The organism is Paenibacillus sp. FSL H8-0315 (assembly GCF_038005365.1).
In the GTDB taxonomy this organism is placed as follows: domain Bacteria; phylum Bacillota; class Bacilli; order Paenibacillales; family Paenibacillaceae; genus Paenibacillus_AQ; species Paenibacillus_AQ odorifer.
Genome location: NZ_JBBOTA010000001.1, coordinates 1,811,127 through 1,823,955, shown reverse-complemented (window position 1 = coordinate 1,823,955; position 12,829 = coordinate 1,811,127). Strand labels below are relative to the sequence as shown.

Genomic DNA, 12,829 nt, shown 5'->3' with positions numbered 1-12,829 from the left:
ATAAACGAAGCACAATGAATGAAGAAAGCGGTGCATATAGGTGATTTTGGTAAGCTCTTGTTTAGCTGGCATGAAGGTAAGATATAATGGTACGGATTGTTTGGATGAGAAAATTCAGAAGCTTTTGAATGAGAATCAGGCTATTGCTGTGTGTCCGGAATTATTAGGGGGATTCTCTACGCCTAGAGAGCCAGCTGAAATTGTCGGCGGGGATGGTGAGGATGTGCTTGCAGGAACGGCAAAAGTAGTGGACCGGTCGGGAACAGATGTAACAGAACTATATTTAAAAGGGGCCTATATTACGCTTGAAAAAGCTCAAGAGGTTTCAGCCACGATGGTAGTCCTCAAGGAAAACAGTCCTTCTTGCGGCAGCACCATGATTTATAACGGAGAGTTCAAAGGGAAGAAGATCGCTGGCAACGGCGTGACTGCGGCTTTACTTAGAAAAAACGGCATAGAAGTTACCTCTGAAGAGAATTGGCTGTCATTATCCTAGCCTATATAGGGAATTGATTACAATATTGTGTTCTTTAGTTTGTGGAAAACTAACTTCTCGCGCGGTATAATTTAATAGTTCTTAAAAACGAACTATTGTCCTATACCCTAGAAGTGGAGAAATGAATGATGAAAACCATCTATTTGGACCACGCCGCATCAACTCCGGTTCATCCCGAGGTGGCCAAGGTCATGCTGAATATAATGACAGAACAATATGGAAATGCGTCCAGTGTACATCAGTTCGGACGTTCAGCCAAGAAAATATTAAATGGGGCGCGCGATACTATCGCCGCCTTTTTAGGCTGCTCGCCGGAAGAGTGGGTGTTCACTGGCGGCGGAACCGAAAGCGACAATCTAGCCCTCTATGGAGCTGTCGCTGCTGTTGCCCAGAAAGGCAATCATATTATCACCTCTGCGATAGAGCATCATGCAGTGCTACATACCTGCGAAGAGCTGGAGAAGGAAGGCTTTAAGGTTACTTATCTTCCTGTGGATTCTACAGGCCGAGTATCCGTTGCAGACGTAGAAGCAGCGGTGCAGGAAGACACGGTGCTAATCAGTGTAATGTATGCCAATAATGAGGTAGGAACCGTTCAGCCGATTCAGGAAATTGGCCAGCTTGCCAGAGAGCGGGGAATTCTGTTCCATGTTGATGCTGTACAAGCTCTTGGTGCCTTACCGATCACACTGCGGGAGCTTCCGGTAGATTACATGAGCTTTACAGCTCACAAAATCAATGGACCTGGGGGGATCGGTGGCCTTTATGTGCGGAGTGGAGCACCGCTGCATCCAAGACTCCACGGTGGCCTTCAGGAGCGCGGCAGACGAGCCGGAACAGAAAATCTAGCAGGTACTGCTGGATTTGCCAAGGCTGTTGAGATAGCAGTTACAGGTCTATCAGAACGTCGACAAAAAGTGCAGCTTCTGCGCAATAGACTACTTGAAGAGCTGGATACGCTGATTGGACGGGAAAGTTATTCGATTAACGGCAATACCGATCATTTTTTGCCAAGTATACTGAATTTGAGCTTCCCGGGAGCTAGAACAGATGTTATGCTGATGAACCTGGATATGGACGGGATTGCGGCGGCAAGCGGTTCAGCCTGCACGTCAGGATCACTGGAAATATCCCATGTTCTGAGAGCAATGGAGCTTCCAGAAAATATTTTAGGGTCCGCGATTCGATTTAGCATGGGTTTGGGTAATACTACTGAAGAAATTGAGTACGTTGCTCGAAAAGTTGAAACCATTCTGAATCGGCTGCGTATCAGAGACTAGTTACTTCTAGGCTATGATAGGTATCCCGATCATTCGGGCTTTCACTTTTTGAGAACTCGTAATTACACTCAAAGTGAGGAGACCGAGCAGCCATGAAACTTCAAGATCTGATCGGCTTGGCTGTATATGAAGTTGAAGAGGGTAACGCAATCGGCAAAATTGTCGATATTTTGCTCGATTCAAACTGGAATATTACGGGTATTGAACTGGAAAGCAAATCTTTTTTTGGTGGCCATGTGAAATTTGTGGCATGGGAAGATATTGTGGCCTACGGCGAGGATGCTGTCATGATTCGTAGTAAAGAGTCGATTGATAAGATAGATGCCGATCATATACCTTGTACTTTTCTACTTGGAAAGAACAAACTTAAGGATTTAAAAGTGCTAACTACAACTGGAACTATACTCGGACGAATATCTGATGTTTATTTTGACCAAAAGTTGGGAAACACAATAGGAGCGCTGGAAATTAGTGACGGGCTTGTCACTGATTTGATCGAAGGCCGCAAATGGCTGCCTTGTTCTGACGAGATGTCCATTGGTGAGAATGCATTAATGGTTCCTGCGATGAGCGAAGAACGGCTACAAAAAGCCATTAATATTGTTAACGGATAGGTGGAATGTATTATATGAAGTGTCCAAACTGCAACTCCAAAGATATTGGAAAGATCGGTTCCCACCAGTTTTATTGCTGGGGCTGTTTCATCGAATTGACGGTAAATGGCGAAAAAATGTCGGTTTATCAAGTTGAAGAAGACGGCACACTAAGCTCACTGGACGACCTGTTCTCCGGGGATGATATGACTCAGGATTTCCCGCAAATTCATGCGTCGTCTTAACTATGAATCTTGCTTTGTAAGCAAGACTGCTCTATGTACTTAAGCGTCAATTTCCTTTCAGCTGAAATCAGTTGCAAGGTTATTGACGCTTTTTTGTGTGTTTGATGGTTATTTTGCTGCGGCCATACATATACTTATTTACGAAGCTAGTCCAGGCTCTACCGCAGGAGGGTACTCTCATGGAACAATGGTCCCAAAGTAAATGGTTCCGCTGGATGATCGGAGTGCTGCTATCCCTGATCATTTTGTATTTTGTTTGGTTGCTTCGTCCGATGCTGCAGGGGATTTTTGTATTCTTAAAGGCAATCCTCGCTCCATTTCTGGCAGCTATGATTATTTCCTATGTGCTGAATCCCGTGGTTAGTATGCTGGCCGGACGGAAGATGCCGCGTAGCGTAGCTGTTCTACTTATATATGCAGTGTTTCTAACGGCGATTACCGTGATCGCCATCAACCTTATCCCGATGTTTATTGAGCAGCTTGAAGAGTTAAATGAACATCTGCCTGACATCACACTGCAAGCCCAAGGCCTGATGAGCCATATGAATACAAGGCTAATACCACCTGGGGTTGAAATGGGGATGAACAACTGGTTTTTTCAATTGGAGAATCGTCTGGCCGAAGGGATTTCTCATTTTCTCGATAACATAGGGACAACGATTAACTTGCTGTTCAATGCTTTTATCGTGCCGTTTCTGGTGTTCTATATTCTGAAGGATTTTGACGTATTTGAACGGACGGTGGTCTCTTGTCTGCCCCGCGCACGCCGCAAGTCTATTGTTACTTTGTTAAAAGATATTGATGCCGCGCTCGGCAATTACATTCGCGGACAATTTCTGGTCTGCATCATTATAGGTGTGCTCGCCTATATCGGCTATGCTATCGTCGGAATGCCTTATGCCTTACTGTTCGCCAGTGTGGTGGCAGTATTTAATATTGTTCCGTATATGGGTCCTTTTCTAGGGGCTGCACCTGCTATTGTGATGGCTTCGACCGTCTCTTTTCGATTAGTTCTACTGGTTGCTGTGGTAAACACTTTATGTCAAATTGTGGAGAGCAATATTATTTCTCCACAGGTAGTAGGCAGGACGCTACATTTGCATCCGCTGCTTATTATCTTTGCATTGCTGGTAGGTGGTGAGCTGGCAGGGATGATTGGACTGATCCTTGCTGTACCGTTCTTTGCAGCTGCAAAAGTCGTTATTCAACACTTTATGGCGTTTTTAATCAAACGAAAGCCTGTATAAAGGGATAATCATTGACTATTGACAACAGTTTTGTATATAATGTTGGGGAATATTACTGATGACTCAGTATATAGTTGTTCGATGATGAGGAGTATTAATTCTATACCGTTATTGCAGAGAGCCGGCACTAAGGTGCGAGTCGGTTAACGGAACAGAGTGAACTCACCTCGGAGTAACGGTGCAAGTTTACAGGATATCCATAAGAGATAATGGATGTCATGAATGAACCGCCGTCGCCTCACCCCCGCTAAAGGGTGCAAAGTGAGTGGCAGAATAAAGTATATTCAGCCGCTAACTAGGGTGGTACCACGGGAATTATAACCTCTCGTCCCTAGCGATAATACGCTAGGGATGGGAGGTTTTTTTGTAAATATAAGAGAGTATACGTTTCACGCAATACTTCATGTCTTATATTTCCCGCATAAATGCTTACCGTCCTTATAAGGACACCGAGGGCGTATATGCTTGGTTAAGGAATAAGAAATCTAAGAAGTAACACTCCAAGGAGGAGCAGACAATGAGCGACAATCAAACAAATAGCATACCCGCTACTGGTTACCGGGCGCAGGCTATTGAGCCGAAATGGCAAAAGTTCTGGGATGAGAACAAAAGCTTTAAGACAGGAGAAGATCCTGAAAAACCCAATTTTTATGCACTGGATATGTTTCCGTATCCTTCAGGTGCAGGACTGCACGTAGGTCATCCAGAGGGTTACACAGCGACGGATATCGTTTCTCGCTACAAACGGATGCGCGGTTTCAACGTATTGCATCCGATGGGCTGGGATGCTTTTGGACTTCCGGCAGAGCAGTATGCGATGGATACCGGCCAGCATCCACGTGATTTTACCGATAAGAACATCGATAATTTCCGTCGTCAGATCAAATCGCTGGGTTTCTCCTACGATTGGGACCGCGAGATCAGCACGACAGATCCGGATTATTATAAATGGACACAATGGATTTTTATCCAGTTGTATAACAAAGGCCTGGCTTATGTAGCAGAAGTACCTGTTAACTGGTGTGAGGCACTGGGTACGGTACTTGCCAACGAAGAGGTTATCGATGGTAAAAGTGAGCGCGGAGGTCACCCTGTCGTGCGCAAACCGATGCGTCAATGGATTCTGAGAATTACAGAGTACGCTGAGCGTTTGCTGGAGGATCTGGAAGAGCTGGATTGGTCCGAAAGCATCAAGGATATGCAGCGCAACTGGATCGGGAAATCAACAGGTGCAGAAGTGAACTTTAACATTGAAGGTCACGAAGCTAACCTGACCGTGTTTACTACACGTCCAGATACACTGTTCGGAGCAAGTTACTGCGTATTGGCACCAGAGCATGAGCTTGTTGATGTGATTACAACTGAAGCACAGCGTGCTGCTGTGGCAGAATATCGTGAAAAAGCTTCACGTAAGAGCGATCTGGAGCGTACGGATTTGGCGAAAGAGAAGAGCGGTGTCTTCACAGGCGCATATGCAATTAATCCTGTGAATGGTGCTAAGGCGCCAATCTGGATTGCAGATTATGTGCTTGCTGGTTACGGAACGGGAGCAATTATGGCAGTTCCGGGTCACGATACTCGCGACTGGGAATTTGCTAAACAATTCGGCCTGAATATCGTGGAAGTCGTTCAAGGCGGCAACGTTGAAGAAGAGGCTTATTCCGGAGATGGGCCGCATGTCAATTCTGATTTCCTGAATGGACTCAAGAATGAAGAAGCGATTGCGAAGATGATTGCTTGGTTGGAAGAGAAGGGCGTAGGTAAAGGCAAAGTAACTTATCGTCTGCGTGACTGGCTGTTCAGCCGTCAACGCTACTGGGGAGAGCCCATTCCAATTCTGCATTTGGAAGACGGCACAATGAAGACTGTTCCGGTTGATCAGCTGCCGCTGGTACTGCCAGATGTAGAGGCAATCAAACCTTCGGGTACAGGGGAATCTCCACTTGCGAATGTAACAGAGTGGGTGGAAACTATCGATCCTGAGACTGGCATGAAGGCTCGCCGCGAGACGAACACCATGCCGCAATGGGCGGGCAGCTGCTGGTATTACCTGCGTTATATTGATCCGAAAAATGATCAAGAGCTGTGCTCCCCTGAGAAACAAAAAGCATGGCTTCCAGTAGATCTGTATATTGGTGGAGCGGAACATGCCGTGCTTCACTTGCTCTATGCACGATTCTGGCACAAGGTGCTTTATGATCTCGGCGTAGTTGAAACAAAAGAACCTTTCCATAAGCTGGTTAACCAAGGTATGATTCTTGGAAATAATAATGAAAAAATGAGTAAATCACGCGGAAATGTCATCAACCCTGATGAGATTGTGGAAGCATTTGGTGCAGATACGCTGCGTGTGTATGAAATGTTTATGGGCCCTCTGGAAGCAACCAAACCTTGGAATGAAAAGGGTGTAGAAGGAGTTCACCGTTTCTTGTCCCGTGTATGGCGCCTGTTCGTGAGTGAAGATGGTAAGCTGAGCACCAAAATCACAGCAGACGGTGGCACTGACGAGTTCAAACGCACTTGGCACAAGACCATTAAGAAGGTCACTGATGATTTCGAGCATCTGCGTTTCAATACCTCAATTAGCCAATTGATGATTTTTATTAACGATGCTTATAAGCAAGAAACTTTGTCCCAAGAAGCTGCTGAACACTTCGTACAAATGTTGTCACCACTGGCGCCTCACATCGCTGAAGAGCTGTGGCAGCTGCTCGGTCACGAAGGAAGTATCAGCTACGTGGCTTGGCCAACGTATGATGAAGCATGGACGGTGGATGCTGAGGTTGAAATCGTTATTCAGGTAAATGGTAAAATCGTACAACGCGCGTTGATCCCGCAGGATATGGGTCAAGAAGAGATGCAAGCTCATGCGTTGTCACTCCCGAATGTGAGTGCAGCAGTAGAAGGTAAAACCGTACGCAAGATCATTGCGGTTCCTGGCAAGCTTGTAAATATCGTAGTGGGTTAAGCGAAGAACGCAATATTGCCCGCAGCAACGGAGAATTCCGTGCTGCGGGTTTTATTGTTTTCTAACGGTCTACGGGACTTTGAATAATACCGTCATGCCCAAATAACGCATCCAGCTTGGTAACATCCTCATCGTATTTATCATGGGTAGTCATGATGAGACGTTCGAATACGCCCTCAAGGCTAATGCGAAGATGGTTCAGTGCTTCTGCGGTAATCCCACCACGGACAGCTACACGTTCTTGAAGCTCTTGCGGGGTGAATTCTCCTTCTGTTAGCAGCTTGCCTGTTCCAAGCAGCATTTCACCTGCAAGCCGGCTGATTAACGTCTCTTCAATCCCGGTAACTTCCACCGCAGCTTCAATCCAGCGTTCAATGAAATAGCTCAAGAACGCAGGTCCGCAGCTGGAGAAATCAGAAGCGATTCGGGTATGGGCCTCTTGTATTTCCAAAGGAACACCTATGAAAGACAACAGCTGCAGCAGCACGAGCCTGTCTTCTTTATTAAGCCTGCTGCCAAATATGCACAGTGATGTCCCACTTTTGACACAGTGTGTAATGCTGGGGATGATCTTGGCTATTTTGGACGGCAAAGCGGATTCCAGATGTTGCAATTGAACGGGACTTGTAATGGATACGACGATTTGATCGCTGCGGAGATAAGGGCCGATCTCATCTGTTAAGGTTTTGAATTCCAGCGGTTTTACACATAAAAAAACAATGTCACTTCCAGTCGCTGTTTCACTATTGCTTCCGCATAAGTTTATGCCGGGATGACGATCTTCTAGCTCCAGCAGTTTATTCAGACTGCGGTTGCTGGCGAGTACATCGCACGGATTCAGGGCTCCGGAAGAAAGAAAGGCGTCAATCAGCAGGCTGCCCATGCTGCCTGTTCCGATAAATCCAACTTTCACCTGTGGTTCCTCCTTTCTAGCGTTGCTTATTTACTAACTGACATGAATGCTCTTCGTTATATGTATGCAGGATAGACTTGGACAGATGACAGGTTTTGTATGAATTATTAAAGGAGTTTCCAGCCGCAGGAATGTATGAAGATTCACAAAAAGGCATAAGAAGAATTTTTGTGAGGAGGAAAGTAATATGAATAAAGGAAGTATCGTACTCGGAGTGGCTGCTGCTGTAATAGGAAGTGGGCTTTTATGGGCGGCAGGGAGCAAGGGCGATTCCGGGATTGCCGGGTGGGAGACTTTGAATGTTGTTATGGAGCAAGCGGTTGGAATCGCTGAGTCTGGTGGCGCTCCAGCTGCTGGGGGCAGTGAGGGAGGTCATCAGACGAAGGGAAATAAGCTACATTTAGAGAAAGATGCAGGGCAGGCTGAAGCTGCTGGGAATGCTGAAGACGGTGAGAAGGTTAAGGTGGCTGCGCAAGCAGAACAAGCTGTCCAAACTTCGGCAGATGAAAAAGCTTCGACAGCCGCTGCGGGGGAGAGAGCAGAAGGAGCGGTCCAAACGCCAACGGCAGAAGGCCAAACACCAGCAGGGGCAGAAGTTCAAACGCCAAACATTGCAGGGAAGCAAACGCCGGCAGGGGATAAAGTTGTTGCGGCTAAGGAGACGACTGAGCTTTCCATATCAGCAGCTTCACAGGAAGGTAAAGTAAATGTGAATACTGCGGGTGTTAAGGAGCTGATGGATCTTCCGGGCATCGGAGAAAAGAAGGCTCAGGCAATTATGGATTACCGCAACCGAGAAGGGACCTTTCGCAGCCTGTCTGATCTGGGGAAGGTAAAGGGGATAGGACCTAAAATGCTGGAGAAGTTAAAAGCTTTAGTAATATTTTGAAGATAAATAAGAAATGAAGATCGTTGGAAGTGCCACAACCGTTGTCCTAGTGAAAACTTGCGGGGATGTGCTACAATAGTTAACAACTATTTAGAAGGATATGGAGATTGATTATGACTACTGCCTATCGTAAAGACTGGGATACTTATTTCATGGACATTGCCTGTATGGTCTCAACTCGTTCACGCTGCTCACGACGACATGTAGGTGCTGTACTGGTGCAAGGCAAGAAGCTGCTTGGTACCGCGTACAACGGGGCGCCAATGGGCGTACCTGATTGCTCAGAGGCAGGTTGTATGCTATCGGAGCAATATGAGATGGAGATCGTGGATGGCGTAGAGACTATGGTGAAGAAACAGCGCTGCATTCGCACGATTCATGCCGAACAGAATCTTTTGCTATTCACAGACCGGATTGACCGGGAAGGCAGTACCGTCTACGTGACGGATGAGCCTTGCTGGACCTGTGCAAATATGCTGGCTAACAGCGGTATTGTGGAGATTGTGTATTATCGTCCTTACCGTAAGGATATGGAAAAGGTAGAAGCAATGATGGCTGCCAAAGGCATCGTATTTCGCCAATTGGAGAATTATGAGCCGCCAAGTGAAACGATGATTAAAGTAGCCGAGTAGCTGTATTGTACAACCCTAATTGAATAAGATGGCTTGAGGAAGAACCTCTCGTGCGCTTTTATGGCGTATGCAGAGGTTCTTTTTTTTATCTTGCGAAAGGAGGAGAATGGAGGCGTGAAGGAGAGACCCTTATTAAGTTTTACAGTGTGTTGGGTGGCTGGAAGTGCAGCAGCGTGTTTATTCTCAGGGATTAGCTTATGGTTGGCGTGGGCTGGATTACTATTTTTACTGGTTAGTATGAGAGTTTGGGTGAACATGAACTGGAAGCAGCTGGCGGTATTTTGTTTGGCGATTAGTTTATCCGCTGGATATTGGGAATGGAATGAAGGCCGTAATTTAAGTCACCTGCCTGAAGCGCTAGGGAGATTATTGTCGGAGTTGAATGAGACTGCCGTGGAGGCTAAGGGGACGATAGTTTCCGTTGTGGAACGGGACGGGGACCGGGTTGATTTCACGATGAAGCTCTCAGAGTTATCGTTGATTACTGAGGAAGATGCCGCTTCACCTGATCCGCGGGACGAACAAGATAAAAGAGTGCATGGGGAGTTAATTATGGTGCAGATCAAACTACTTGCCGAGCAAGAAATCGCTATTGCTGCGGAGTGGCGCAGAGGGGATCAGGTGTCGCTAAACGGTGTACTTGAAGAGCCAGCAACAGCGCGGAATTACGGAGGGTTTGATTATAGGGCCTATTTGCATACGCAGAAGATTCACTGGATTCTAAAGAGTCAAGGTGCAGAAAATGTGCAAGCAACTGCTCCAGATTCATGGAATCCGTTAATGATCTTACGCTGGAATGATAAAGCGCGGGCAATTCTTGGAGCGGAGACGGATCGGCTGTTTCAAGCGCGCCACTCTGGATATATGAAGGGTTTGGTGATTGGGATGCAGGATGATCTCGATCCGGATACCTTTAAGCAGTTCTCACAACTTGGTTTGACACATATCCTCGCCATTTCAGGTATGCATGTTGCGGTGTATGTTGGTGTTCTTTTATTTATATTCAGGCGCTTACGGATGACAAAAGAAACCACGCTAACAGTCACCTTAGTGCTCGTTCCTGTATACGTCCTGTTGACAGGTGCGGGTCCGTCTATCGTGCGTGCGGGATTAATGAGTATGATTGCATTGCTCGCTGCACGAGTTGGCATGCTGAAGGATGGACTGAATATTTTGGCTGCAGCGGCACTGGTTATGCTGATTTGGAATCCTTACATGCTGCTCAGTGTCAGTTTCCAGCTGTCGTTTCTGGTGACCTTAGGATTAATGGTCTACGTTCCGCTTATGGACCCTCTGCTGAGCGCACTGCCACGCTGGCTTAAAAGCGCCGTCTCTGTGACTCTAGTTGCCCAGTTGGTCTCATTTCCATTGACGATTTATTATTTTTATCAATTTTCTCTGCTGTCTTTAGTGGCTAATCTGGTTTTTGTGCCCTTTATTACTTTTATCGTATTGCCGTTAGGAACGCTTGCGCTACTGCTTGGACGATTGTGGGGAGATGCCGCGATTTTTTTTGCACATATTACGGAGCTGCTGAATAACGTTACTTTTTATGCGGTTGAATGGATTAATGGTTTTGCTGGTGGAGTTCTGATTTGGCGCTCGCCTTCACTGCTGTGGATCGGAGTGTATTATGTCTTATTGTATGGGCTGTTGTATGCTGCCAGGCTAAGAGTAGAAGCCCGCGCAACACCTCAGTATATGGAGGATGAGACGAGGCCGTTAGCTGAGATTGGTTTATCTGTGAACAAGCACGGCGGGTTTGGGGGAACGGGGAGCGCACAGTATTTTTTGGATGAACCTAAGATTGTACGTTGGAGCGGAGCGATTGTTCTACTATCTGCGGTTGGACTGGGCCTAATGCTGTACAAGGGTTATCAGTCAGAACGTCAGGCGGGTAAAGGGACGATTAGTTACCTGGATATCGGGCAAGGCGACAGTATCCTCATCACTACACCAAAAGGAGCTCATATTCTTGTAGATGGTGGAGGAACGTTAAATTTTGGGCAAAAAGAAGAATGGCGCATTCGCCGCAGCCCGTTCGAGGTAGGGGCTAAAGTGTTGGTGCCTTTGCTTAAAAAACGTGGGATCCACCGTCTGGACGCGATTATTTTGACTCATGGGGATCAGGATCATGCCGGGGGACTCCAAGCCGTTATGGAGGCAATTCCGGTTTCGGCACTGCTTTTTAATGGCACACTCGCTGACCGTGAATCTTATATGGAGATGATGCGGACTGCGCTGGAGAACAATGTTCAACTGTATGCCGTACATCAGGGAATGAGGCTTTCCCCGGATGATAAGACGGAGCTGTCCTTTTTATGGCCGGAAGAACAAGATAGAGAGGGAGCAGCGTCAGGTTCTTCTATGCTGAATAGCATCCCACTGTTGGAGGATCAGAACCACGATTCTGTAGTTTTTCGTCTAGAGATGAACGGAAGAAATTTTCTATTTACCGGAGATATGGATCTGGAAGCCGAGGAGGAGATTGTGCAGCAAGCCCTGCAAAAGGGCATTAACGCAGGACCTGCCATTGACGTTTTGAAAGTAGCTCACCATGGGAGCAAAACTTCAACAGGCGAGTCTTGGCTGCAGTTTTGGCACCCAGCCGCTGCGGTGATTTCTGCAGGAGTAAATAATCTATATGGTCATCCGAAAGCTGAGGTATTGGAACGTTTGGAAGCTAATCAAGCTGCTATTTTTAGAACGGATCGGCAGGGGGAGATCCAGATGCGTGTGCGGGCCGACGGGATTATTGTGCGTCATAAGTTGGCGGAGGGAGCGGATTAGGGAGGTAGTCGAGTAATGTGATTTAGTGCTGGTGGTGTATGTTAATTTTCGCAGACTCTATAAAGTCCCTTTAAAGCTCCTTTAAAGCTCCTTTAAAGCTCCTTTCGTGGTCTTTTACACCACTATAAAACTAAAACCTTGTTTAGTTGCACTTTGTGCAATAGATCGCAATTTAAAGTAGCTGGTTCTTCATTTAGTTGCACTTTGTACACTTAAAATCTGGAAAAACGCCTATTTTTCTAAATTTGAGCAGAAATAGTTGCATGAAGTGCAACTAAATCACTTTATGAGCTGGAAAGATCTTTTTTAGTTGCACAAAGTGCAACTAAACGCTCCATATGAACATATCAAAGCACCTCAGTTACATATTATCGTTGTAGTGATACTAACGTTCACATAAGTTCCTGTTACTTGCTGATGATCCCAGTCCATTTGTTCTAGCACCAGCTGCTCTAAGTATGTAACTGTTGTCCTGTTTAGCACCAGCTGTTTTAGCGTAGTAGCTACTGTCCCTGTTCTAGCACCAACTACTCTAATACTGTAACTGTTGTCCTGTTTAGCACCAGCTGCTCTAATACTGTAACTGTTGTCCTATCTAGCATCAGCTGCTCTAATGCTAGTAACTGTTGTCCTTTCTAGCACCAGCTGCTCTAATCCAGTAGCTCCAGTAGCTCCAGGAACCGCTGTCCTCCTCCAGTAATTATTACATACGCATGCACAATCTATGTAAACGCTTTATAATAGAGATAGAAGATTCTGGTAAACTCTATGCTTAC

The 12,829-nt window shown here is 46.3% G+C and carries 10 protein-coding genes; 9 read left to right on the top strand and 1 reads right to left on the bottom strand.

The annotated features are described in order from the left end of the window. The first annotated feature begins 40 nt into the window (after nt 1–40). The 6 genes from MHB56_RS07885 (at nt 41) to leuS (ending at nt 6,829) form a co-directional block, all read left to right on the top strand. Entirely contained in the window at nt 41–496 is a 456-nt protein-coding gene (locus tag MHB56_RS07885) for a DUF523 domain-containing protein (RefSeq protein ID WP_076129681.1), read from the top strand. Nucleotides 497–624: 128 nt separating this feature from the next. Continuing rightward, nucleotides 625–1,776, top strand: coding sequence for a cysteine desulfurase family protein (locus MHB56_RS07880; protein WP_076179374.1), 1,152 nt, complete (start codon nt 625–627; stop codon nt 1,774–1,776). A gap of 92 nt (nt 1,777–1,868) precedes the next feature. Further along, entirely contained in the window at nt 1,869–2,390 is a 522-nt protein-coding gene (locus tag MHB56_RS07875; protein ID WP_036677560.1) for a PRC-barrel domain-containing protein, read from the top strand. A gap of 14 nt (nt 2,391–2,404) precedes the next feature. After that, nucleotides 2,405–2,614 carry a hypothetical protein gene (locus MHB56_RS07870; protein ID WP_036677557.1) on the top strand — a complete coding sequence of 70 codons (210 nt, stop codon included), beginning with the start codon at nt 2,405–2,407 and terminating at the stop codon, nt 2,612–2,614. Between the two features lie 179 nt (nt 2,615–2,793). Further along, nucleotides 2,794–3,861: an AI-2E family transporter gene (locus MHB56_RS07865; protein ID WP_341143452.1), complete on the top strand. Its 1,068-nt coding sequence runs from the start codon at nt 2,794–2,796 to the stop codon at nt 3,859–3,861. Nucleotides 3,862–4,378: 517 nt separating this feature from the next. Next, the gene (leuS, locus tag MHB56_RS07860) at nt 4,379–6,829 is read left to right on the top strand and encodes a leucine--tRNA ligase (RefSeq protein ID WP_076129683.1); all 2,451 of its coding nucleotides are present in this window, start codon (nt 4,379–4,381) and stop codon (nt 6,827–6,829) included. 61 nt (nt 6,830–6,890) lie between these two features. Here leuS and comER read toward each other — a convergent pair whose 3' ends face one another. After that, nucleotides 6,891–7,742 (bottom strand): late competence protein ComER, encoded by an 852-nt coding sequence (comER, locus tag MHB56_RS07855; RefSeq protein ID WP_036677548.1) that lies wholly within the window; start codon nt 7,740–7,742, stop codon nt 6,891–6,893. 187 nt (nt 7,743–7,929) lie between these two features. Between comER and MHB56_RS07850 the strand changes: the two genes are divergently transcribed. The 3 genes from MHB56_RS07850 (at nt 7,930) to MHB56_RS07840 (ending at nt 12,053) form a co-directional block, all read left to right on the top strand. After that, a complete protein-coding gene (locus tag MHB56_RS07850) occupies nt 7,930–8,631 on the top strand; it encodes a ComEA family DNA-binding protein (protein WP_076185494.1) in 702 nt (233 codons plus the stop codon). Nucleotides 8,632–8,744: 113 nt separating this feature from the next. Next, nucleotides 8,745–9,263, top strand: coding sequence for a deoxycytidylate deaminase (locus MHB56_RS07845; protein ID WP_076137388.1), 519 nt, complete (start codon nt 8,745–8,747; stop codon nt 9,261–9,263). A gap of 114 nt (nt 9,264–9,377) precedes the next feature. Next, nucleotides 9,378–12,053: a ComEC/Rec2 family competence protein gene (locus MHB56_RS07840; protein ID WP_341143451.1), complete on the top strand. Its 2,676-nt coding sequence runs from the start codon at nt 9,378–9,380 to the stop codon at nt 12,051–12,053. Nucleotides 12,054–12,829: the final 776 nt, after the last annotated feature.

Bases quoted from the DNA above. Each gene is read 5' to 3' on its own strand.
- MHB56_RS07870 (WP_036677557.1), top strand. From the start codon at position 2,405: ATGAAGTGTCCAAACTGCAACTCCAAAGATATTGGAAAGATCGGTTCC.
- MHB56_RS07880 (WP_076179374.1), top strand. From the start codon at position 625: ATGAAAACCATCTATTTGGACCACGCCGCATCAACTCCGGTTCATCCC.
- leuS (WP_076129683.1), top strand. From the start codon at position 4,379: ATGAGCGACAATCAAACAAATAGCATACCCGCTACTGGTTACCGGGCG.
- MHB56_RS07865 (WP_341143452.1), top strand. From the start codon at position 2,794: ATGGAACAATGGTCCCAAAGTAAATGGTTCCGCTGGATGATCGGAGTG.
- MHB56_RS07845 (WP_076137388.1), top strand. From the start codon at position 8,745: ATGACTACTGCCTATCGTAAAGACTGGGATACTTATTTCATGGACATT.
- MHB56_RS07850 (WP_076185494.1), top strand. From the start codon at position 7,930: ATGAATAAAGGAAGTATCGTACTCGGAGTGGCTGCTGCTGTAATAGGA.
- MHB56_RS07875 (WP_036677560.1), top strand. From the start codon at position 1,869: ATGAAACTTCAAGATCTGATCGGCTTGGCTGTATATGAAGTTGAAGAG.